The following is a 23,040-nucleotide window of genomic DNA, read 5'->3' as shown; positions in this document are numbered from 1 at the left end:
TAACTTATTAAGTACTATTAATATAACTTTTACTATTTAAATAATTTGCTTTTGCTATTAACATATTATTTAATGTTTGATAATTATATATTTTTGCTCCATTAGTTAAAGATTTTAAAAAATGATATACATCACTTTCTGCAGAACATCCAATATTTCAATCAGCATTTTGATTAATAATTCCTTGTTCATTATTTTTAAAATAATTATAAGTTTTTTTAGTAACTTTATTATGATTATTTTCTAAAATAGTAATTAATCCATTATAATTACCATTTGAAAAAGTAGTTGCTACATCTAAATACTTTGTTCAATCAAGTGCTTTTTTTTGATGTTTACCACGAACATTAACAAAAGATTTTCATAAATAACTAAAAGCATGATATTTATCTAAAATATAATAACAACCCAATCAACTAGCCATTGCTCTAATTCATAATGCACCATCCCAGCAACTACTAAATTATAATTATTATATTCTCAATTAATAGCAAATATATTTAATTTAATATCATAATGATTATTAATAGTTTGCATTGTAAAATTATGTAATTATTCTTGTTTTGGTGCATTATTAGTTTTAAATAACATAAATGAAGTTATTTTCTTATCTAATTTATTTCTATATGAATAAATTTCTTTTCTTCCTAAATTATAAGTTAAAAGTCTACAACAATATTGTTGTTTTAAACCATTTTCATCTCAACAAGTTATATAAGCATCATCTGCACATATATTTAATTTTTCATTATCTAATACTTTAAATTTTTCTTCTGGTATTAATTTTTCAATTTTTGCATTTTTAAAAATTCTTGAAATAAGATTTTTAGAAAAAGAAGTATATTTAAATTCTGATTGAATATTAAAATAACCTTTTTTTGATATTAAATTTTCAATTAAATTATCTAATATATCAAAATATAAATCATTAGTAATTCTTGCTCTTTTTTTAATACCAAATTCTTCATAAATTGGATAATAATGTTTTTTATTAATTGTATCTCAATAAACTCTTTGTCTAAAAGTATCCATTCCAATTGGAGTATTTACTGTTCTATTACATGTTCAAGCAACTTTATATTGATTTTTATCTCTATTTAGAAAAAAATATTCATCATAATCATAGATTTTTTGAAAATATTTTGCTAAAATATTAGTGATTTCAGATTTTAGAAATCCTTTAAAACTAAACATTTTTTAACACCTTTCTATTTATTTTTTAACTCCAAAATTGTATCAAATTTATTAAAATATTGTTGAAAAATGTTTGGTTTTAGAGTATAATATTAAAGAACGATAAAATAAACTGCAAATTCTATTTACGTTTAAAAGATAACTTTTATTAGTTATCTTTTCTTTTTTAATAAAATAATGTACAATAAAGAAAAATATAAATAGAAAAGGAAAATAAAAAATGATAGAAAGAACATTATGAATATTATTATTAATAATAGTAGAGATGACATGAATTTTATTAATACATTATGGAATTAAATATTGTAATAATGATAAAATTTTTGGTATTTTTTTAATAACAATTCCATTGCCTATAGTAGGTACTTTTATTGGTTGTATGATTATGTATAAATTACAACATCCAGAATATAAATTTTGAAAAAGTTTCGGAAATAAAATTAAGAAATTGTTTAAATTTAAAATTAAATTTAAAAAAAGAAATAAAAAAATAGCAGTATAATGCTATTTTTTGTTATAATTATATTATAAAAATTAAATAAAAGAATATATATAAAAGAATATATGAACTAATTAATAAAGTTAATAAGTAATTTTGCCCAAAGTTAACTTAAAGATTATATTAATTATAGCATAAATTTTTGTGTTTTTAAAGCATATGAAAGGAGATTTTTATGTGCAATAAGAAAAAATAAAAATAAGAACAATTTTTAATGATGCTACAAAATTAAAAGAATCATTAGAAAATTATTTTATTCATTGTAAAGATTTTGATGAAATACCTACTAAATTAGGAATGTTAATTTATTTAGATATAACTGAAAATACTTTAAAAAAATGAAAAGAAAAAAAGAGAAATACTTTTTTACAACAAATTAATTGAGCGCATTCTCAAATTGAACACTTAAATTTACAAAGATATTTAAAGTCACATGCTGGTAATTATTCATGATATTTAGAAAGAGCATATGTTAATAAATATCATTTATCAACAAAAATTGATATAAAAAACAGTGATAATACCACCCCTATAGTAATTCAACTTGAAAATAAGAGTAAGAATAAATGTTAAGTAATTTTGGTTATTTATTAGATATTGCTAAAAGAATGTATTTAAAACAAACTTTAAATATTACTAAAATTAAACAATTAGGTAGTCGTAAATCTGGTAAAACATTTAGTGATATTGAATTTCTTGGTATTTTATTAATGTTAGATAATATTAATATTCATGCTTATTTAATTCGTAATATGTCAAAACAATTAAATGATAGTTGACAATAATTAAAACAAATTATTAGAGCAACATATCCTAATATTAATTTTATTATTAGTGAAACTAAAAAAACTATTGAATTTAATGGTAGTAAAATAACTTGTAAATATTTACATTCACAAAATAATAGTAATGTTAAATTAACTGGATTAGCAAGTAATTATTTATATGATTATGTAATTATATGAAGTGATGAAAGATATGAAATTACTGAAAATGATTATCAAGATTTAAAAGATGCTATTCGTGGTGCAAATCAATTATTAGAAATTGAAAGTTGTAATCCTTGAAGTATTTTAAATGAATTTATTAAAAAAACTATAAATTCATGCCCACAAAATGAAAAACAAATTATTAATGAATATGAACAATTTACTATTATTGATAATACTATTTATCATTATCAAAATTGAAAATTAAATAATCATTTAAAAGATAGTGATAAACAACAATTATTAGAAATAGAAGTTCTAGACCCAATATCTGCAAGAGTAAGAAGTCATGGTTTAGTAGGTTATGAATCTGGTGGAATATATTCACATTTAATTCATAAGATTAGTAGATTATTACAACCAAGTTATAGATTTAGTGCTGGATTAGATTATGGTTTTAAAGATGATGCTTTAGCATGTTTATTAATAGGTTTTGATTATAATTTTAAATTTGTTAATGTTATTGATTGTTTAAAAATAGAAAATAAATTAATTCGATATGATAATAAACAATTAGCAAAATTAGTAGTTGAATTTTATATTAAATTAGCAAAAGAAAATAATTTGTTATATGAATATGGTTTAAATGTATATTGTGATTTTAGTAATTATACATTTATTGAAATGCTTAATGATACAGCAATTAAATATCAAGTTAATTCATGATTATATTTTAAAGATTGTGTGAAATTAAGACTTGAGTTTAGAATAGGTAAAAATGTGGCTTTAATGGCATCAGAACGCTTAAATATTAGTATGAATGCACAAGCATTATTAGATGAATTTAGATTGGCTGTATGAGACCCTAAAAGTATTAAACAAATACCATTAGCTGGTAATGACCATTTACGTGATGCATTTGATTATGCAATTGAGCCATATATTAGAAATTTAAATGCAAATATAAATCCTTATTTTGAAAGGAAGTAACATATGAATAATCATAATACTGAAATATTAATTCCTAAGTGATGTATGATTAATCTTCAAGAAATAATAGCAAATCATGCAAGTAAATTATTATGGGGTAATGGTTATACTTTAACAAGTGAACATGAAGAATATAAAAGAGCAATTGAAAAAATAAAAGAATGAAATAATTTTGATAGTTTGTTTTATCAAGATTGTCATATTAAATCTGGTTATGGTTATAGTATTGTTCAAATTGATAAAAGTAAAACTGGTAGAATATCATTAAATTTTGCTCAGCCATATGCTCAATCAAGAGTTGCAAGAGTATTAGAAACTGAATATAGTGCATCAACATGGTCAAGAGTACAGTATGATGACCAAATTATTTATGTTAAAACAACATATACTCAAAATCAAATAATTAGATATTTTACAAGTGATTATGTTACTTTAGATGGTTTACAAGAAAAGATAAGTAAAGATTTACAATTACCATTAATAGAAAATCATAATTTAGGTATTATTCCAGTTAAATTTATGCAAAATTTACCTAAAAATAATTTTTTTGGTGGAGTTATTGGTGATTATTATCCAGATATGACTCCAATTAAAAAATTACAAGAATTATTAAATAAAACATTTGAATCAATTGACCATGAACTTGAATTTAATGTTACTCGTGTATTTTTAGATATTACTGAACAAGAGATAAATCAATCTAAAACTGCTTTTGATTTAAAAAAATTAATAGGTAAATTTATTTTACAAGCAAATTTAAGAAGTTTAGGAAGTACTAGTGGAACACCACCAATTGCTATTTTACAAGGTAATCCAATATTAGATAAATATGCAGAATTTATTCAATTGATTATTGATAAAGCATTTGAAGGTAGTGGATATAGTACAGTAAATGATACTACAAGTCAAAAAACTGAAGCAGAAGTATTAATTACTAATTCTCGTGATATGGAAACTACAAGAATTAAAAGAACTTTAAATCAAAGTGATTGAAATGAAATATTTCAAAGATGTTTTATATTAATGGGCTTAGATGGTGATAAATCTAAATGAACCTTTGAAATTAAAGAAAATACTATTACAGATAGATTAAAATCATTAGAAATTGATGAAGCAGAATTAAGATTAGGAATTACTAATATTAAACGTATTATTGTTAAAAGATATGGTGTAAGTGAAGAAGAAGCCCAACAAATTATTAATGAAAATAGAAAATATCAAAAAGAAGAAATTGAATTTAATAATACTTTTTTAGGAGAAACTAAAAATGATACCGAAAATAAATCATCAATTAATTAAAACAGTTTGAAAATCAACTGGTGAAATTGAAAAAGATTTTACACAAAATAAAGATTTACAATTTCGTGTATGTCCTTTTACTATTATTTTAGGTGCTATAAATTCAACAGAAACTGGTTATAAACCGCCAACTAGTATTCCTAATGATTATACTTCATTTAGTAAAATCTTTACAGGATGTGAAGCAATACAAGCAGTTTGAGACAATTCTTATTATCCTATTCAAAATAAAGATAATCAAGATGAAGCATATAAACAATTACAAATTGGTGATGTATTTTATGGAAATATTTTAAGTGACCAATTGGGTATTACTTATAGTGCTACACCAGCAAATAATGCTTTTATTCAAGAACAAGCAATTAAAAATGTAGTAATTAATATTCCAAATGAACCAAAGAATTTTAATTTTATTAATAATATTGTTTCAAATTTATATAAGTTATATATGATTCCAGAAATTAATAAAGTTATAAATACTGATAAATCAATTAAAGTTGATAGACAATGATATATTCTTGAAGTTGCTAGTAAAACTTATAATAATGAAAATAAATAATTGGCTTATATTCAATGTACTTTTAGTTCATTAAATGATAAATTAGCACATAGTGGATTAGCAATTAATCAATATGTGCAATTAGGTGCGCCTGCTGACCCAGTAGCATTACCAGCATTAGATGAAAATAATAATATTGTTTTAGATGATAATTATTTAACACCATTACCAGTTACTCATTGTCAAATATCTTTTTATGGTTCAGTAAAACCTATTTCAATAGCATTATGAGGAAGAGATATTGATAATAATCCTATTAATACTAAACAACATAAATATAGACAATATCCAAGTAAATTATTATTTCCATGACAATATCAATGTTCAACTTATGACCCAGTAAGTTTTCAAGCATTACCAGAAACTAATTATGTATTAACTGTTCAAGGACAGAGTGTTATGGATAGTTATTCAGATTGACAAAAAGTAATTGCACCAAATTATGATGATGGTGCAACTAAACATTATGAAGGTCATTTAAGAACTAATGTTGAAAAAACTAAAAATACTAATAAAGTTGATGTATCAAATAGATTAGTAAATTATTGAGATAATAATTTTTTAAATGGTGCTGAAATAGAAGATTATAATTATGCAACTGCTGGTAATCCATATTTTCAATATTATAATAAAAATAATAAAAAATTTATTGGTAATACTCATTATAATATGAATAATAATAAATTTAAGCAATTAAATACTATTAATGCATTACATTATTTTATTTATAATCCTATTAGTGAAATACCTTTAACAGTTAGAGAAACTATTAAAATTAATCTTAATACAATACCTATATTTGGCTCATTTATGAATGCTTTTGTTGGTGGTTTAGATATTGGAGCAAAGTTAAGTAGTAACTTGCTAATTCCACAATTTAATTACATAAATGGTTTAATATCTGCTGAATTATATAATTTTTATACAACATTATTATATAGTTCGCAAATTACTAATCCAGCATTAATTCCATTAGATGTATTTAGAAATGAAACACCAGATACTATTCAATCTGTATTAGGTACAGCAAGTCATATGACATCATTTACATTTAATTTAACTGATATGATTAATTTACAAAATTTTGATATTAATGATGGAAGTATTTCTTCACAAGGAGTTTATGATACTGTAAATTTAAGCCAATTAAATGGTAGTGGTGGTAAAGATACAATTTCGTTATTACCAAAAGAAGATAGTTCAACTCCATTATTAAATGAACCTAAATTTACTAATACAAATATTATTAAATGAGCAATTGATATGATTGATATTAAAGTTGTAGGTAAAAGTAATTTTAAAATAACATTTTATAGTATGCCAGATAATAGAAATGGTGCTGTTAATGATAATTTTAGTATTTGAAGTGGTACTTATCAAACAGTTGGTAAAGCAAGTAATAATAGTAGATTAATTCAAAATACATTTATTTTAGCAAATAATACTTTTAAATTTGACCAACCATTTAATTATCCACAAGCAATACAACCACCACCATTAATAGAAAGAGCACATCCTATATTTATTGATTTAAGTAATCAAAATTTATATGGGATTAATAATGATATTAATAGAACATTAGAAGCATCATTAAGTGATATTTTTCAAATGAGACCACATACTTTAGAAGATGTTAAAGGTAAATTTCATAATAGTATTAATATTTATGTAAATCAATATGGTTATGATAATGTTGATAAATTTAAAGAAGATTATGAAAGTATAACATTTAATTCTACATTAAATATGAAGGATAATTGAAATTTTTCTCCAGATAATCCGAGTTATACTAATTCAAAAAGTTGATTTATACCTATTAAAATAAATTTAAGTGATATTGGTAATTTACCAGATAACCAAAATGATACTGCTCTTTTTCAAGATAATGATAGTACTTATAATAATAATTCTGTAAATCATAATGATAGTAATAATAATTGAATATTTAATATAAATAATCGTACTAGTTTACCAATTAGTCAAATTGCTTCTTTAACAAATGCAGAAAGATTAAATAAAATATATATTAATGACTTATTATGAACAAATGACAGTCCAAGTAGTGGTCACACAATACCAAGTTCTACTTGATTTAAAATAATGTCTTTTAAAACAAAAGCATATGAAAGTAAAGATGATAATTTAATTATCATTGAATATCAATTTATAACTACATTTGATGCACCTACAAAAATTCTTAAACCTGGATTTGCTAATGCCAATTGAAACTTACAAACTACGTCATTGGTAATAAATCCAAAAAGTTCAACTTAGAAAGGTGGTGGTAATTATGTTAAATGAAAATGAAATGAAAGAAGGTAATACTATGGAAGAAAAAGAAAAAAATGAAAAACAAGAAACCGAATCAAATTCAACAGAAAATGAATCAAAAGAGGCAAAAAGTGAATCAAAACCCGAAGAAAATAAATCAAAATCAGTAGAAAGTGAATCAGAAGAATCAGAAACTGAAGAAGTTAAAGAACCAACTTTAGAAGAAAAATATAAATAATTAGAAGAAAAATATAATGCCTTATATAAAGAAAAAACTGATAAAGATAGAGAAATTAGACATTCAGAAAGTTATAAAAAATATGATTTATCAAAAGAAAATATTAATTTATTAGCTAAATTGTAAAGGTAAGTGCAACTAAATTATTTTTCTATCCAAATATTCGATTGGTGAAAGATAATTTAATATTTTTCTCGGTCTTTGGTTTAAAGACAATATAAATTTATGAACTTCATTTTTATTAGTTTTTGAAAAAATAAATTTTTTAGGAAATTTTTCTCTAATTAAACCATTAGTATTTTCATTAGTACCTCTTTGTCAAGGTGAATATGGATTGGCAAAATAAATTTTTACATCTAAATTTTTTTCAAGTGGTTGTCAATTTGAAAATTATTTGCCACGATCAAAAGTAATATTTTTAACAATGTTTTTAGGAAGAATTGATAAATAATAACTGACATTTTTATTAATAACTTTAGTAGTTCTGTTTTTAACTAATATTGCTAAAGTAAATCGTGATACTCTTTCAACTAAAGTTATTAAACATGATTTGCTTTTGCCTCTTGATGATACTATAGTATCTCCTTCTCAATGACCAAGTGTTATACGATCATTAACATTTATATCTCGTTCTTTAATTGATTTACCATTAAACTTGCCACGATTTTCTTTAGATTTTCGTTTTTTACCTTTTCTTCTTAAATTTTTACTAGTAACTTTATCAAGCATTCCAAAATAAATTCAAGTATAAATTGTTTTAAAACGCTAAATTGTAAAGGTAAGTGCAACTAAATTATTTTTCTATCCAAATATTCGATTGGTGAAAGATAATTTAATATTTTTCTCGGTCTTTGATTTAAAGACAATATAAATTTATGAACTTCATTTTTATTAGTTTTTGAAAAAATAAATTTTTTAGGAAATTTTTCTCTAATTAAACCATTAGTATTTTCATTAGTACCTCTTTGTCAAGGTGAATATGGATTGGCAAAATAAATTTTTACATCTAAATTTTTTTCAAGTTGTTGTCAATTTGAAAATTCTTTGCCACGATCAAAAGTAATAGTTTTAACAATGTTTTTAGGAAGAATTGATAAATAATAACTGACATTTTTATTAATAACTTTAGTAGTTCTGTTTTTAACTAATATTGCTAAAGTAAATCGTGATACTCTTTCAACTAAAGTTATTAAACATGATTTGCTTTTACCTCGTGATGATACTATAGTATCTCCTTCTCAATGACCAAGTGTTATACGATCATTAACATTTATATCTCGTTCTTTAATTGATTTACCATTAAACTTGCCACGATTCTCTTGAGATTTTCGTTTTTTACATTTTCTTCTTAAATTTTTACTAGTAACTTTATCAAGCATTCCAAAATAAATTCAAGTATAAATTGTTTTAAAACTAATAACTCACTCTTTATGAAAATTTTTAATTCTGCCATAAATTTGTTCAGGTGATCAACCTAATAGTAATTTTTGTTGTACATATTTTACTAAATTCTTATTTTTAAACTTATGAAAACTAATATGTGATTGTTTTCGATTTTCAGCTTTATTTTGTGCAATTAATGAAAAATAATGATTATTATCTTTATTTCTATTAATTTCTCGAATAATAGTACTAATACTTCGATTAAGATTTTTAGCTATTTCACTAATTTTAAATTTAAATTTCAATTGATTCTCAATATAAATCCTTTCATCTATGCCAAGATGTTTATAACTCATATAAAAACTCCTTACTTTTTTCTAAACTAAATTTAGCATTATGAAATTTTTATATGAGAATTTTTTGCAATTTTATTTACTTGCACTTACAAGTATAATTCAGCGTTTTTTAAAAAATCCAGCGGGAATATTAAAAACTAGAATTTTTTCTAAAACTTTAGGAAAAGGAAAGTTACAAGAATAATTAAATACTTTTAATAAAAATCTTCAAATACTTACTAATTTACCAGTAATTCATAAAAAAATAATGACACATATTACAAATAATAATATTGCTAAAATTAAGCAATTACAAAAGCAATATTTAACTGGTCAAAAGTTTATGCAAAAAGGTAAAGAAATTATTATGGATTCTTTAACTGAACAAGATTATCAAGAAATGATTGGTGTTTATGTTAATTTAACAAGTTTAGCATTAGCGGGTGGTATGTGAGTACCAATTATACAATTAAAAGGTGAAACTTATGGCATTGCCACAGTAGAATTTAAAACATCAAGTAAAACTTATAACTTTTTTAATATACCTTTAAGGGTATGAGAAGAAATGGTAAAAACTAAAACAGTAGATGGTCATGGTGAATGAAGTATTCTTGGTGATTATTATTATGGTGGCCTTAAAAAAGTTACTAAGTCAGAAAAACAAGAAAGAACCAGATATTCAGTTAATCTTTTAAATAAAAGAGCAACTGATAAAGAACTTAAAAAGTTTGTAGTTAATAAATCACAAGCAGTACATGGATATGAAAGGTATAAAGATTATGGAAAACAAAAATAATATTGATTGAAATGTAAATTTAAATTATATTACAAAAGATGATTTAAAAACTATATATGGTTTTATACCAGATGCTGACCAAACTACTATTGATAATACTAAAACTGATTTTACTATTATGTCTATTGCTATATCAAGTGAGCGTATAAATACTATTACTGGTAATCAAATTGAAGTAATAGGATTTAAAAATCTTAATGAAACTCAACAAACTTTAGTTAAAAGAGCAACAGCAAGAATGACTATATATTATTTAACTGATGGAATGGCATTTATTATAAGTAGTGTTTCTATTAGTGGTAATGGTTTATCAAGTAGTATTAGTCCACCAAGTGAACCAGATTATGTATTAATGGAAGTATATAATTTATTACAACAAGCAAATTTACATACTCCAAGAAAAGCAATTAATAATCCTATTTCATGTAATACAGATAATTTTAATACACCTAGTATTTTTGATGAAAGTGATAGAAGAGTAATTACTTGAGATTCTGGTAATAAAACATTTTTACAAAAAATAGGATTAATTGCTGGTACTGGTATAAAAATAGATGATGTTAGTGATACTATACCTAAATTAAAAATTCATGTTGATAGTAATATTGATTCATTATGACAAATTAATAAAGATAATCCTAATTTTATAAATTCAAAAGATGATAAAGGTATTGATGTTAACGGTAAAAGAATTATTGATGTTGGTACTCCTACATTTTTAAGTGATGCTACAACTAAAGAATATGTTGATAAAAAACAAGATAAATTAACTGCTGGTGAAAATATTAAAATTGATGAAAATAATAAAATTAGTGCTACTTGCGGGAAAACTGATTTAACTGATTATTATAAAAAAGAAGAAGTAGATAAAAAATTACACAATAAAATGGATAAAGACCAATTCAAATATGTTTTTTCTATAAATACTATTGGTACTGAAATTCCTAATTTAGAAACTACTGATAAAACTGTTGCTGGTGCTATTAATGAAATTAATAAAAAACAATCAAGTCAAAATATTCCACAATGAAAAAAAGTAGCAGATGTTTTTTGTAGTGATAATAAAGATTGAATTACTTATAATTGTTTACCTGATACAAAATATAAAATTTGATACAATATTTCTCCAACAAATTGTACACCATCATCAGAACATACATTTATGTCACAAGAATTTGTATATTCATATAATGGCAAAGTTCCTGCTGTTGTAGTTATTGCAAGTTTAGATAATAAATTATTAAAATTAGAAAAAGGAAATCATGATAAATTTGGATGAGATAATAATTCATATGGTAATCTTTGAAAATTAGAAGAATTACAGGAATAATATTATGATTTTTAAAATTATAAAAATTATTTTAGGTTTAATTGGGGTTTTATTATCTTCGGCTGTTGCTGGTTTAATTATATTTATTATTGTAAAAATTGTATTAAAAATTAATCAAATATTTTAGAAAGGTGGTGATTAATATGGATACTACAACAATTATTATAGTTGCTAATTTATGTATTAATGGGGGTTATGTTTTAATTAAATTAGGAAAAGCATTAGTTGCATTTGGTAAATCTTTAACAGACCCTAATAAAAAATAACTTAAAAAACAAAATAAAATTAATAAATTACAAAGTAAATTAAATTCTATTAATAAAAAAGAAGAAGTAAAAAGTATTTATTAATAATAAAAAAATGCCTTTAATAGGCATTTTTACTTATTTATAAACTCATGTGATTATAATCTCAATTTAATGAAGCATTATCATGATTTAATGGTACTTCGCTCATATTATCACTACCATAATATTGACTTGCAGTTTCACTATTAATAGTAAATCTATTATCATTAATTAATCTTGTAGCTTCATTTGTAAATGGTGTTTCTTGCATTTCTTGAATATGATTTGTAGTTTCAATAGGTAATAAATTATGGATTATTTCACTTGCACCAGCAATTATGGTAGGTATTGCATAAGCATTATTAAAATCATTATTAATACCCATAGCAACACCACTTGATATTAAACAACCACCAGTAGCCATATTACAAATCTTTCTTATTGCTTCAAATTTATTAGGTATTAACTCAGTTAATCCACTAATAAGATTTGATATACCATAAGCATTTAATGAAATATAAGTATCTCAATCCATTACATGATTATCAATAATATTACGATTTTCTGAATAATAAATCTGGTGGAAATGGATTTACTGTTGTTGTAATTGGAAATGGATTAGGATTTGGATTAATTGAATTATTAGTAAATTTAGCATAATTTGCTAAACCAATTGTTCCTAAACCTAATAATATTTTTTTACTACTATTAATTAATTTACTTTTAGTTGTTGGTCTTTGATTTAAATTTCATATATCTAAACCTAATTTTTTACCAAATAATAAACTATTAATTGAACCTAATACTGGATTTGAAATTACTTGAACATAATAAGCACTTGTACCTATCATTGCACAAATAGGACTTATACCAGTTCTAATTAATTTAGTTAAAGTATATTTTGATTGTGTATTTTCGTTTGGCATTTTAATCTCCTTTATTTGTTTTTATTAGTTCTCTTATAACATCTAATAAAGAATCTACTACATAAGAATTTAATTCAAATTCATAATTTCTAATTTTAATTTTTTCCTTTTGCATTTGTTTATTCTCCTTTAATAAATTTAAATTGCATATGTCCAATAGTATCTCTATTATTACCACAAATAATTAAATATCCAGTTTGATTATTTTCTAATATTCATGAATAAAAAATATCTTGTGGATATAATTTTGGATATAAATTTAATGCTAATAAATAACATAAAGCATCTTCTTTATTTTTTAATAATCCAACTGTTTTACATATTATTTCTTTAGGACTTTTATCATTATAAAATCATTCAGTTCTAATATTTCTCATTATTTCACATCCTTTTCTTCATCACACATATCACATTCTCCAAAATAATAATTTTGTACTTTATAATATATATAATGTTTGCATGGTTTTAAATTATCTTTATTCATTATCAAATTCTTCCTTTTCTATAAATTCAAGTACTTTATAATAAGCAGTAAGTTTACCTGCTTCTTTTAAAGAATCACATAAACAAATATTAATTTGTTTATTTAATCAATTAATTAATTCTTTTTTCATCATCAAATTCACCATCTTCAATTTCATATCTTAATTTAATAATAAATCCGAGCGGATTTAAACTTTGTATATTGGTGATAAACAATGTTTCATAATCAAGTATTCTATTAATTAATTTTTCTTTATTAATACAATTTTTATGTCTTGATTTATTAATTTCATCAACTTTAATTCTATGTTCTTTACAATATGCTCTTCCATGTTCATCTGGTTCTTCTTCTGATTTATTTTCACATTGTATTTGCATATTATCTATTTTATTTTCTATGCAAGTTCCTAATGAATAAGTTTACATACATGTCATGATAAATTTACCTTTCATTAAACTTCAAAATTATCTATAATTTCTTCTTCTTTTTCTAATTCTTTTAATTTAGATAAAGCAGAATTTAAATCATTATTATCAATATTATTATTTGAATCAATAATTTTAACTTCTTCACCAGTATTATCTTTATAAACGATAGTTTGTTCATCAATTACTACACCTTGGTCTAATTGAAGTGCTAAATTAATATCATCTTGATTATTTAATACTATAATTGGTGTTTTATTAATTTCTCTAATTAATGCTTTTACAACAGTTTTTAAAGCCATTTGGTCAAAAGCAGAAGTTCATATATGATTTAATTTTCATTCTTGACTTTTTTTATTATAAGTTTTTCCATATTTATCTTTATGTTGATTAATTTCTTCAACAGTCATTCCTTTATAAAAATTATTAATTTTACCATTTTTATCTAAAAGTGAAATATAACAATAATAACCAATAGTATTAATAGTTTTTCTTTCAAAAATTAATGCTGGATTAATTTCTCATTTATTATTTTCTTTATTAAATTTATGTGCAGTTGTTATTTTTTCTCTTTGAAAATCAACAACTAATCCAGTTCTTTGTAATAATGTTAATCAACCATCTTCTTGAATTTGAACTTGTAATTCATCACCATAAGGTATTAATGCTAATTCTTTTTTAATAGGATTAATTGAAAGATTTAACTTATATAAATTAATTAATGCATTAATTAAACTTTGTGTATTCATAGTTTTTAAATCTTTACTAGAATTTATAATCATTTCATAATAATTTCTAAATTTTACATATTCTTCTTTATTACTTTTAATAAAATTAGGAATTTTTAATTCATTTTTATTATTACTCATTATTTTCTTCTCCTTTTTTATTTAATAATTATAAAATTTCATCTAATTTTTTATTAATTTTTCCTAAGTGTTTTAATAAAATTAAAGTTTGAATATCCATTATTTTTTCTCCTATCATTTTTTAATTTTTTTAAATCTATTATCTAAATGTACTTCAATATTTTTAGTAGGATTAACTATTAAATGACTATTAATAACAATTCAATTATTTAGATTACTATCTAATCTTGGTGTTAATTTATCAAATTCAATTGAATTACAAGAATAAATATTTATTTCTTTAATTGATTTTTCATTAATCATTTTTATTTCTTCTTAATCATTCTTTAATATTATTTTTTAAAATATTTAATTCTTTAATTTGTCCTCTTAAAACATCTAATTCTCATACATTTATTTGACTTAAATTAATTTCTTCAATTTGATATTCTAAAAATTCAATTCTAGCATTAATATTTTTAACTAATAATTCATTAAAGTTACATTTTTTATTTTTACAATATTCCAATTTATATTCCATTTTTATCTTCTCCTTTAAAATATTTTGTTCTTGCATTTGTTCATTCAATTATTAAGTTATTTGTTATTTGAATTTCTATTTCTTCTTGAGTATTTTTATTAGTAAGATATACGTAAGTTTTATTAGATGGTCATATACCATTAGCAAGTAACATACAATAATAAGCAGTTAATTGTAATTTAATTCTTTTTAATTTATCTTCATCAATAGAAGCATAAGTTTTATAATCTACTAAATAATATTTATTTTCTTTTTTATTTAAATAAACTAAATCTGGTGTTCCAGCAATTACACTATCATTAATAGGTTTTTCTATAATAAATTCATAATTATTTTTATCTTTAAATTTTTCTTTTAAAAATATTAGTGATTTTTTACAATAAGAATAATTTATTGAATTAGTTACTGGTTTTAATTTTTTTAATAAATTATTAATAATATTTTCTTCATTAATATTTTGTAAATATAATTCATTAAGTTTATGAACTCATTTACCACGAACTGAAGCATTTTTTAATACTTCTGGTGCTATATGACTATATCCAAAACCTAAATAATTATCAATAATTCTAGAAACTGATATTAATTCTTTATCTTCAAAAAAATATTGATGCGTTTCTTTTTTAAAAATTAATTTGGACATTCGACAATACCTTTAACACGAGCATCGTATTTAATAATTATTTTTTTAAATTTATGTTCTTGAATAGAACCTTTAAAATTTCAATTTTCTCAATTTTTATCAAATACTTTTCATAAATTATTATTAAAATTATTAAAATCACATCGATAAGTCATGTTTATTTTCCTTTCATTAATTAAGTTTTTGATTTAATTTGTCATTATTTAAATTTATGTCTAATTCCATTACTAATATTTCATATTTTTCAATATAGGCATCTTTAATTAAATGATGTTTATAATTTCTATGAAAGTTATTAGCATTTTCAATTGTAGAAAATAATTTATATTTTATTTGACCAGTATAATTAACTTCATATTTTAATAAGTAAGCATATTTCATTTTTATTTTTCTCCTTTTAATTTTATTTGACCTTTATCATATTTTTTAATACAAGAGCTACATAAATTAACATCTCCACCAAATTGATTTAAATTTAAATGCGGAAAATGATATAATGCTTTTTTTCCATCAATAACACACTCATGTTTAATTTCATATTTAATTAATTTAATAGCATTATTTCGTTTTATTAAATTAGACATTTTTATTTTTCTCCTTTTAAATTTTTATTGTGTTATGATATTGTTAATGAGGTATGTATTTATATATAAAACCCCCTATTTTTTAAATAATACAAATGTAATTATTAATTAGATTAATGGGGTATTTACTGAGCCATAATAAGGCTATTCAAATTAATCTATAATTACATTAAGCGATATACTGTTATTTTCTAATTTGCTTAACATTAAAATCCTTTTATACTGATAGAAGAATAGGTCTATAACCAACAGTAATTTATTTTTCTTCCGACAGGGTATTAAGTTTTAATCTTTTAACAAAAAAAGAACGATAGTTATATCGTTCTTTGTTATCCAATTATGAATCTAAGGGTTAAAGTGATGCGCCCAATCGAAAACAATCACATATTAGTTTTCATAAGTTTAAAAATAAGAATTTAGTAAAATATGTACAACAAAAATTACTATTAGGTTGATCACCTGAACAAATTTATGGCAGAATTAAAAATTTTCATAAAGAGTGAGTTATTAGTTTTAAAACAATTTATACTTGAATTTATTTTGGAATGCTTGATAAAGTTACTAGTAAAAATTTAAGAAGAAAAGGTAAAAAACGAAAATCTAAAGAAAATCGTGGCAAGTTTAATGGTAAATCAATTAAAGAACGAGATATAAATGTTAATGATCGTATAACACTTGGTCATTGAGAAGGAGATACTATAGTATCATCACGAGGTAAAAGCAAATCATGTTTAATAACTTTAATTGAAAGAGTATCACGATTTACTTTAGCAATATTAGTTAAAAACAGAACTACTAAAGTTATTAATAAAAATGTCAGTTATTATTTATCAATTCTTCCTAAAAACATTGTTAAAACTATTACTTTTGATCGTGGCAAAGAATTTTCAAATTGACAACAACTTGAAAAAAATTTAGATGTAAAAATTTATTTTGCCAATCCATATTCACCTTGACAAAGAGGTACTAATGAAAATACTAATGGTTTAATTAGAGAAAAATTTCCTAAAAAATTTATTTTTTCAAAAACTAATAAAAATGAAGTTCATAAATTTATATTGTCTTTAAATCAAAGACCGAGAAAAATATTAAATTATCTTTCACCAATCGAATATTTGGATAGAAAAATAATTTAGTTGCACTTACCTTTACAATTTAGCTTTTTTGTTTTTACTATAATTATTACTTTTTTTTGATAACTGTGGAGGATTAACTCATAAATTTTTTAAGCCATATCAAAAAATAGTAAGTAAACTTAAACCAATACCTGCTCAAGGAATTGTTCATAAATCTTTAAAAGGAATAGTTTGAAAATTTCTAATATTAAAGTAATTAAAAAGTACTAATACAAAAAGTATCAATACTAAGGTTATTAATAACATGTGTATAGCAAAAACTGATCTTGAAAAAGGTTTTTTAATAAAAATTAATGGTATTAAATAAGTTAAATTAAAAATCAATAATGTTCCAAAAGTATATAAATAAACTATACTATCACTAGTCATTAATTGTTTATAAAAACTACTAGTAATTGGTTCTTTATTAACGATTAAAGCAATAATAATAGCAATATTGTTTTTTAATGGAACACCTCAATTAAATAATGGAAAAATTGATAAACTAATTGTTACTGTTAAAACACTAATAATAACTAATGTTTTGCTTAAAATTAAATTATTTTTTTCATATTATCCATCTCTCATTATCAATTTACTTTTTCACTCTAATAATATTTTATCATTATTAAAGCAAAAAAATAACTATCAAAATTAAGATTAAGATTTATTTTTAGTTTTAACTAAATTTAATGAAATTTTTCGCGCAGCAAATGGATCGCGAGGATCATAATGTCAATAATTAGTAAAATATTTTTTAAAATTATTAGACAATGTTGAAGAAGCAATATTAATAGCATGAAAGCGATTAGCTTTTGCTTTTAGTTGCAACATTAAATTAATATTATTTTTAGTAATATTAGCAGATAAAAAATCAGAAACTACCAATAAGTCTGCATTATGATATGTTTTAGATTGCATAATTGTTAAAGCGTGACTAATAGCTGGATTAATATTAGTATGTCCTTTAAAACTATGACCTAAAAAATGAATTAGATTGGGAATTGATGAAACTAAATTCGATAAATCATAAGTTTCAAATTTACCAGAAAAATTGATCATATAGCATGGTCTTTTTTCTTGTAAAGCAATTTTACTAATAGCAAGCGCAATTGATTTTGCAATAATTTCTGGACTATGACTCATCGATTTAGATGTATCAATGCATAAGATAAAAGGGCCTTCACTTTCGGGAATTGGTACTTCTACAACTTCTTCAACAAGATGTTCAGTGGCAACTAAATCCATTGATTCAAACTCTGTAATTGCTAACTTTTCTTCAACAAATTTTTTATAAAAAATAGCATTTAACTCTGGAATAGCAAGATTAACTAATTCTAATGGTAATAAATGTTCTAAATCTTTACCCTCGGTAATTCCTGCTATTTCTTCAGGCCATTTTCCTAATGGCTTTAATTGATATTCAATTTGTACTTTTTGATGAACCTGCTTTTCTGTTAAACCCGAAATTCCTTTTCAACGACCAAGTAGTCTAGCAATTTCAATAATAGATGGATTATTATTTAAAATTTCACCATATTGTATAATAGTATTTAAATTAATTTTTTTAAAATCATTTAAATCTCCTTCTCAAAATCGTCCAAAAAAATTTCAAGCAAAACCAACAATATGTCTTACTTCATTAATAATTTTAATATTATTACTTCACATTGTTAAATATTTTTGACGCATTTGCATAGTTTCAAATAATTTATAATTTACAATTCTTTGAACAATTAAACTTTCTCAATGTCTTATAAAATTATCAAAAGTTAATTTACTATTAAGTTTACGATCCTTAAATTTTTCTTGAAAATAATGAAAATAATTAATCATTGGTGAATCAAGAATTTTTGCCCTAGTGTAAATTTCTTGTCAATTATTTTTTAATCTATCAATACCATTAATCATAACTCAGAAATATAATCGTAATTCTCTTTTAATGATGGGACTAATAACAATATTTTTACTTTTTTCTAAAACTTCATTTAAATAAAAATGACTAATTTGTTGATAAAATTCTGGAGCTAATCAAGCAAAATTTTTTTTAAATCAAGTAAAACTACTCAAATTTGTTTCTGATAAAGACATTTTTTTCAATTTAGTTTCTAAAATTTGTGAAACATGGGATTCAATTAATTGTTCCATAATAATCACCTATCTTAATTAATATCAGAATTATTATTATTAGTATCATTAACATTTGAAATAGTTATTGGTGAATCTTCAGTTAGTGATTCTGATGAAAGAGTCGTTTCGGTTTCTGCTTCTGGTATTTGTGAAATTTTATCAAAAAATGCCATTTCTAATAGTGATTTAAATTGTTCATCAAAAAATATAGAATCGGTTTTACTTAAACGATGATATTCTTGTTCAAAATGTACTTTTAATTCATTAATTTGTTGCTTTAAATCTTTCATTTGACTATTAATATTTCCAAATTGTGATTTACTATCAGTATTAGTTAATTCAACTTGAATTATAGAATTATTTGTAATATTTATTAATTCACTAGAATTCTTTAATTGCAACTCAAACTTCTGATTACCTTCCATTTTACTTAAACTTTTACCATAAAATAATTGAATATTATGAATCTTTTTATTACGTCGTAATAATAACTGAAAATCCTTTCTACTAATAAAACAAATTGGAAACTCATCACTATGTCATAATAAACGATAATATATGCCTTTAATTTGTTCAGAAAATGGATTGGAGTAAATAGATGGTTGAATTTGACTATCTTTAATGTTTTCGGCATTATTACTTAATGTTTCCAACTCACTTTCCAGTTCAATCTGATTTTGTTTCAATGTGTAAGTTAAATCTTCACAATATGCTTCATTGAAAAGTTTTGTATACTCTTTTTCTTGATCTTCATTATCTCAAATACAGTAAGGAATAATCAATAAATCAGGCTTATCAGTAGTTGTTCTACCATTATAATAAGCTGAAGCTTTTATTAATTTAGCAATTTTTTTTCATCTTCGATCAGAAATGTAAGCTTTACCATTAGTTGCTTCTGTTAAAATTTTACGAAAACGAGAAATAAAATTTAATGTTTCTTTGCTTAAAGTAACAGTAGTTTCCAATTCTTTTAATCACTTTTCATATTCAGAAGTTTTAATTTGTAATTCAAGTGGAACTTTTACTTCTAAACTAGTAATACTTTCTAACATATCATTAAAATTTTCTTCATTAGTTAAACCATAAACTATCATTCTAATAATAAAACGATCAAATAAAGCTTCTAAACCTTTACCACTTTCTGGTAACTCATTGGAAGCTGAAATTAATAGTTTTAATGGTACTTTGATATCAACACCACCATTACGAAAGATTTTTTCATTAATAATAGTTAGTAATGTATTTTGAATTGAAGGGCCTGCTTTTCAAATTTCATCCAAAAAAGCAATATCAACAGCAGGCAAATATTGATCAATAATTCTTACATAGTTACCTTTTAATAAATCTTTGATTGAGATTGGTCCAAAAATTTCTTCTGGAGTAGAAAAACGATTCATTAAATATTCAAAATTTCGCCCATCATGGAGCGCATATTTAATTCGTCGTGAAATTAATGATTTAGCAATTCCTGGTAATCCTAATAAAAATATTGATTCTCCTGATAATAACGCCAAAATAGCAAGTTTAAAAACAGTTTCTTTTTCATAAACATCAGCGCTAATTACTTTAATTAATTGTTCAATTCGCTTAGAAAGTAAACTATCTGTACTCATTTATATTCTCCTTTACTTATTATTTATTCGACACTTAATTCTCTTCTTACATCATCACTTTTAACAATTAATAAACAAGCAGCAATTAATCATAAAACAGTTATTAGTAAAACAATAATCATAAATATTGGAACTTCTGCAGAAACAGTTTCATTTACTAATCCATTAACCACTAACAAAATTGTACAAAATACTTCTAAAACTATAAAATAAGCAATTGCTAAAATAATATAAACAATTGATCATCCAAACATAGCACTAGCAGTGCGACCAATCGCTACTGGTAAATAAAATATAAAATTAAATCCCAGAGTTATAATTAAAAATATATAAATTATATAAGTTGGGTTCATGTTACTACCTTTATTACTCAAAATTTGATTAACCAAATTGTTAGCTAAAAAATAAGAAAAAATTAAATGAAAACAAGAAACTGTAAGTAACAAAATACGAGCAATATTTTCCATTTTTGAACTTCAATACATTCTTTTAAATTTAATACTATCACTTAATAACGGATTATAAGTAGTAAAACGTTGTTCTTCAATATCTTTAAATGATGGATTATCATTATTTGGTTTGATAATACTATTATCAACATTTGACAATGGAGTATTTTTTAAGTCATCTTTTTTTTCTTTCATATATCTAACACCCCTTATTTTTTATTTATATTATAACTTATTTTAGGTATTAAAACTTAATAATAGTATCTGATATAAATCAAAATTATAAGTGTTCAATTTTACAAAATTATCCAATTTAAATTTATTTTTTTAAAATATAATATGGCAAAATTAAAAACAAAAAAATAATTATTTAACTTTGACCATCCAAATTTAAATAATTATTAAAAATATTTTTTAAATAAATAAGAAATTATAAATCATTATAAATCATTATATAAAATAAAACATTTTGTTGATTCACTAAAAATAATACTTAATATATTTTAAAAACAAAATACCTAATGAACATAATAACTGTTAATTATTTCACATTTTTGGATTGCATCTCAAAAATTATTATTTTTTATTTTTACTTTTAAACCAATAATTAAAAAAGTTAATGCAATAGTAAAAAATCCAAAAATTGGAGTTAAAATTATACAAAAAATAACTCCAATTTGTAATTGAACTCAATCATAATAACCATCATAATTTTGAACTACTGATGAACATATATTTTCTGCAGAATGATTTAAAATATAATTTACACTCATATAATTTAATAAACTAAATCCATTTGTTATTTCTATTGTTATTTCTATAATAAGTCTTTTTTCTTTATATAATTTAAGATGTTCAAAAAAACTTTTATTAAAATTAGAAAAACCAATTAACATTAAACCAATTAACATTAAACCAATTACCATAATTAAAATAGTTAAAATAAATAAAAATAAGGTTACTAATTTTAATTTTTTATATTTTTGCAATATCATTTATAATTTTCCTTTCAAAATAAAAACCCATTTGCTTTTATCTCAACAAACAATGGGTTAAAAACTACTATATTATTTATATTTTTTATACACAATAATAATAACAAATTTATATTAATTTTACAATTAATAACCTATATAATTAAAACTATTTTATATAAGTAGTATGAATATTAA

At 22.2% G+C, this 23,040-nt stretch carries 35 protein-coding genes; 14 read left to right on the top strand and 21 right to left on the bottom strand.

Translation table 4 applies throughout. The annotated features are described in order from the left end of the window. Positions 1-7: 7 nt before the first annotated feature. Both ACICQF_RS02610 and ACICQF_RS02605 read right to left on the bottom strand, forming a co-directional pair. Entirely contained in the window at positions 8-424 is a 417-nt protein-coding gene (locus ACICQF_RS02610) for a hypothetical protein (RefSeq protein WP_395473584.1), read from the bottom strand. Between the two features lie 128 nt (positions 425-552). Then, the gene (locus ACICQF_RS02605; protein WP_395473583.1) at positions 553-1,194 is read right to left on the bottom strand and encodes a UPF0236 family transposase-like protein; all 642 of its coding nucleotides are present in this window, start codon (positions 1,192-1,194) and stop codon (positions 553-555) included. 220 nt (positions 1,195-1,414) lie between these two features. On the opposite strand from ACICQF_RS02605, the gene ACICQF_RS02600 reads away from it, so the two are divergent. The 8 genes from ACICQF_RS02600 to ACICQF_RS02565 all read left to right on the top strand — a co-directional run bounded on the left by ACICQF_RS02600 (position 1,415) and on the right by ACICQF_RS02565 (position 7,979). Continuing rightward, on the top strand, positions 1,415-1,696 hold the full coding sequence (locus tag ACICQF_RS02600) for a hypothetical protein (RefSeq protein ID WP_395473582.1): 282 nt from the start codon (positions 1,415-1,417) through the stop codon (positions 1,694-1,696). Between the two features lie 294 nt (positions 1,697-1,990). Beyond that, on the top strand, positions 1,991-2,266 hold the full coding sequence (locus tag ACICQF_RS02595; RefSeq protein ID WP_395473580.1) for a hypothetical protein: 276 nt from the start codon (positions 1,991-1,993) through the stop codon (positions 2,264-2,266). Further along, entirely contained in the window at positions 2,260-2,478 is a 219-nt protein-coding gene (locus ACICQF_RS02590; RefSeq protein WP_395473579.1) for a hypothetical protein, read from the top strand. The genes ACICQF_RS02595 and ACICQF_RS02590 overlap by 7 nt, the downstream gene beginning before the upstream one ends. Before the next feature lie 768 nt (positions 2,479-3,246). Next, positions 3,247-3,612, top strand: a complete 366-nt coding sequence (locus ACICQF_RS02585; protein ID WP_395473577.1) for a hypothetical protein — start codon at positions 3,247-3,249, stop codon at positions 3,610-3,612. A 3-nt stretch (positions 3,613-3,615) separates the two neighbouring features. Continuing rightward, positions 3,616-4,911, top strand: a complete 1,296-nt coding sequence (locus ACICQF_RS02580; RefSeq protein ID WP_395473575.1) for a hypothetical protein — start codon at positions 3,616-3,618, stop codon at positions 4,909-4,911. Further along, positions 4,880-5,470: a hypothetical protein gene (locus ACICQF_RS02575; RefSeq protein WP_395473574.1), complete on the top strand. Its 591-nt coding sequence runs from the start codon at positions 4,880-4,882 to the stop codon at positions 5,468-5,470. The genes ACICQF_RS02580 and ACICQF_RS02575 overlap by 32 nt, the downstream gene beginning before the upstream one ends. Beyond that, positions 5,471-7,744 (top strand): hypothetical protein, encoded by a 2,274-nt coding sequence (locus tag ACICQF_RS02570; RefSeq protein ID WP_395473573.1) that lies wholly within the window; start codon positions 5,471-5,473, stop codon positions 7,742-7,744. Positions 7,745-7,760: 16 nt separating this feature from the next. Beyond that, the gene (locus ACICQF_RS02565; protein WP_395473572.1) at positions 7,761-7,979 is read left to right on the top strand and encodes a hypothetical protein; all 219 of its coding nucleotides are present in this window, start codon (positions 7,761-7,763) and stop codon (positions 7,977-7,979) included. A 390-nt stretch (positions 7,980-8,369) separates the two neighbouring features. On the opposite strand, the gene ACICQF_RS02560 is transcribed toward ACICQF_RS02565, so the two are convergent. Both ACICQF_RS02560 and ACICQF_RS02555 read right to left on the bottom strand, forming a co-directional pair. Then, positions 8,370-8,708 (bottom strand): IS30 family transposase, encoded by a 339-nt coding sequence (locus ACICQF_RS02560; RefSeq protein ID WP_395473571.1) that lies wholly within the window; start codon positions 8,706-8,708, stop codon positions 8,370-8,372. A gap of 59 nt (positions 8,709-8,767) precedes the next feature. Next, positions 8,768-9,718: an IS30 family transposase gene (locus ACICQF_RS02555; protein ID WP_395473164.1), complete on the bottom strand. Its 951-nt coding sequence runs from the start codon at positions 9,716-9,718 to the stop codon at positions 8,768-8,770. A gap of 40 nt (positions 9,719-9,758) precedes the next feature. On the opposite strand from ACICQF_RS02555, the gene ACICQF_RS02550 reads away from it, so the two are divergent. The 5 genes from ACICQF_RS02550 (at position 9,759) to ACICQF_RS02530 (ending at position 12,089) form a co-directional block, all read left to right on the top strand. Continuing rightward, the gene (locus ACICQF_RS02550; protein WP_395473570.1) at positions 9,759-9,902 is read left to right on the top strand and encodes a hypothetical protein; all 144 of its coding nucleotides are present in this window, start codon (positions 9,759-9,761) and stop codon (positions 9,900-9,902) included. Positions 9,903-9,965: 63 nt separating this feature from the next. Then, positions 9,966-10,493, top strand: coding sequence for a hypothetical protein (locus ACICQF_RS02545; protein ID WP_395473569.1), 528 nt, complete (start codon positions 9,966-9,968; stop codon positions 10,491-10,493). Continuing rightward, the gene (locus tag ACICQF_RS02540; RefSeq protein ID WP_395473568.1) at positions 10,477-11,823 is read left to right on the top strand and encodes a hypothetical protein; all 1,347 of its coding nucleotides are present in this window, start codon (positions 10,477-10,479) and stop codon (positions 11,821-11,823) included. The genes ACICQF_RS02545 and ACICQF_RS02540 overlap by 17 nt, the downstream gene beginning before the upstream one ends. A 4-nt stretch (positions 11,824-11,827) precedes the next feature. Beyond that, positions 11,828-11,950 (top strand): hypothetical protein, encoded by a 123-nt coding sequence (locus ACICQF_RS02535; protein ID WP_338973864.1) that lies wholly within the window; start codon positions 11,828-11,830, stop codon positions 11,948-11,950. Positions 11,951-11,966: 16 nt separating this feature from the next. Continuing rightward, entirely contained in the window at positions 11,967-12,089 is a 123-nt protein-coding gene (locus ACICQF_RS02530; protein WP_395473567.1) for a hypothetical protein, read from the top strand. Positions 12,090-12,210: 121 nt separating this feature from the next. On the opposite strand, the gene ACICQF_RS02525 is transcribed toward ACICQF_RS02530, so the two are convergent. From ACICQF_RS02525 to ACICQF_RS02470, 12 genes are all read right to left on the bottom strand, one after another. Continuing rightward, entirely contained in the window at positions 12,211-12,645 is a 435-nt protein-coding gene (locus ACICQF_RS02525; RefSeq protein ID WP_395473566.1) for a hypothetical protein, read from the bottom strand. 19 nt (positions 12,646-12,664) lie between these two features. Beyond that, complete coding sequence (locus ACICQF_RS02520; RefSeq protein WP_395473565.1) at positions 12,665-13,036, bottom strand: hypothetical protein; 372 nt, start codon at positions 13,034-13,036, stop codon at positions 12,665-12,667. A gap of 119 nt (positions 13,037-13,155) precedes the next feature. Beyond that, positions 13,156-13,413 (bottom strand): hypothetical protein, encoded by a 258-nt coding sequence (locus ACICQF_RS02515; RefSeq protein ID WP_395473564.1) that lies wholly within the window; start codon positions 13,411-13,413, stop codon positions 13,156-13,158. A gap of 99 nt (positions 13,414-13,512) precedes the next feature. Next, positions 13,513-13,650 carry a hypothetical protein gene (locus ACICQF_RS02510; RefSeq protein WP_395473563.1) on the bottom strand — a complete coding sequence of 46 codons (138 nt, stop codon included), beginning with the start codon at positions 13,648-13,650 and terminating at the stop codon, positions 13,513-13,515. Continuing rightward, the gene (locus ACICQF_RS02505) at positions 13,631-13,897 is read right to left on the bottom strand and encodes a hypothetical protein (protein ID WP_395473562.1); all 267 of its coding nucleotides are present in this window, start codon (positions 13,895-13,897) and stop codon (positions 13,631-13,633) included. Before ACICQF_RS02505 ends, ACICQF_RS02510 begins: the two co-directional genes overlap by 20 nt. A gap of 74 nt (positions 13,898-13,971) precedes the next feature. Continuing rightward, positions 13,972-14,814: a recombinase RecT gene (locus ACICQF_RS02500; protein WP_395473561.1), complete on the bottom strand. Its 843-nt coding sequence runs from the start codon at positions 14,812-14,814 to the stop codon at positions 13,972-13,974. Between the two features lie 111 nt (positions 14,815-14,925). Beyond that, complete coding sequence (locus ACICQF_RS02495) at positions 14,926-15,117, bottom strand: hypothetical protein (protein ID WP_395473560.1); 192 nt, start codon at positions 15,115-15,117, stop codon at positions 14,926-14,928. Continuing rightward, the gene (locus ACICQF_RS02490) at positions 15,110-15,334 is read right to left on the bottom strand and encodes a hypothetical protein (RefSeq protein ID WP_395473559.1); all 225 of its coding nucleotides are present in this window, start codon (positions 15,332-15,334) and stop codon (positions 15,110-15,112) included. The genes ACICQF_RS02495 and ACICQF_RS02490 overlap by 8 nt, the downstream gene beginning before the upstream one ends. After that, the gene (locus ACICQF_RS02485; protein WP_395473558.1) at positions 15,324-15,977 is read right to left on the bottom strand and encodes a PD-(D/E)XK nuclease family protein; all 654 of its coding nucleotides are present in this window, start codon (positions 15,975-15,977) and stop codon (positions 15,324-15,326) included. The genes ACICQF_RS02490 and ACICQF_RS02485 overlap by 11 nt, the downstream gene beginning before the upstream one ends. Then, the gene (locus ACICQF_RS02480) at positions 15,965-16,132 is read right to left on the bottom strand and encodes a hypothetical protein (protein WP_339040966.1); all 168 of its coding nucleotides are present in this window, start codon (positions 16,130-16,132) and stop codon (positions 15,965-15,967) included. The genes ACICQF_RS02485 and ACICQF_RS02480 overlap by 13 nt, the downstream gene beginning before the upstream one ends. 16 nt (positions 16,133-16,148) lie before the next feature. Further along, positions 16,149-16,358 (bottom strand): hypothetical protein, encoded by a 210-nt coding sequence (locus ACICQF_RS02475; RefSeq protein WP_395473557.1) that lies wholly within the window; start codon positions 16,356-16,358, stop codon positions 16,149-16,151. Positions 16,359-16,360: 2 nt separating this feature from the next. Beyond that, the gene (locus tag ACICQF_RS02470; protein WP_395473556.1) at positions 16,361-16,561 is read right to left on the bottom strand and encodes a hypothetical protein; all 201 of its coding nucleotides are present in this window, start codon (positions 16,559-16,561) and stop codon (positions 16,361-16,363) included. Between the two features lie 386 nt (positions 16,562-16,947). On the opposite strand from ACICQF_RS02470, the gene ACICQF_RS02465 reads away from it, so the two are divergent. After that, positions 16,948-17,697, top strand: a complete 750-nt coding sequence (locus ACICQF_RS02465) for an IS30 family transposase (RefSeq protein ID WP_395473695.1) — start codon at positions 16,948-16,950, stop codon at positions 17,695-17,697. A gap of 12 nt (positions 17,698-17,709) precedes the next feature. Here ACICQF_RS02465 and ACICQF_RS02460 read toward each other — a convergent pair whose 3' ends face one another. From ACICQF_RS02460 to ACICQF_RS02440, 5 genes are all read right to left on the bottom strand, one after another. Next, complete coding sequence (locus ACICQF_RS02460) at positions 17,710-18,066, bottom strand: hypothetical protein (protein WP_395473555.1); 357 nt, start codon at positions 18,064-18,066, stop codon at positions 17,710-17,712. A 270-nt stretch (positions 18,067-18,336) separates the two neighbouring features. Continuing rightward, positions 18,337-19,824: a VWA domain-containing protein gene (locus ACICQF_RS02455; RefSeq protein WP_395473554.1), complete on the bottom strand. Its 1,488-nt coding sequence runs from the start codon at positions 19,822-19,824 to the stop codon at positions 18,337-18,339. 14 nt (positions 19,825-19,838) lie between these two features. After that, complete coding sequence (locus ACICQF_RS02450; RefSeq protein WP_395473553.1) at positions 19,839-21,419, bottom strand: AAA family ATPase; 1,581 nt, start codon at positions 21,417-21,419, stop codon at positions 19,839-19,841. 23 nt (positions 21,420-21,442) lie between these two features. Then, positions 21,443-22,063 (bottom strand): hypothetical protein, encoded by a 621-nt coding sequence (locus tag ACICQF_RS02445; RefSeq protein WP_342258062.1) that lies wholly within the window; start codon positions 22,061-22,063, stop codon positions 21,443-21,445. A 323-nt stretch (positions 22,064-22,386) separates the two neighbouring features. Continuing rightward, positions 22,387-22,794 carry a hypothetical protein gene (locus ACICQF_RS02440; RefSeq protein WP_395473552.1) on the bottom strand — a complete coding sequence of 136 codons (408 nt, stop codon included), beginning with the start codon at positions 22,792-22,794 and terminating at the stop codon, positions 22,387-22,389. Positions 22,795-23,040: the final 246 nt, after the last annotated feature.

This window comes from Spiroplasma endosymbiont of Nomada rufipes (assembly GCF_964277355.1).
Lineage (GTDB): Bacteria > Bacillota_I > Bacilli_A > Mycoplasmatales > VBWQ01 > Spiroplasma_E.
The sequence above is the reverse complement of the archived record's forward strand: the minus strand, read 5'-3'. Positions and strand labels throughout refer to the sequence as shown.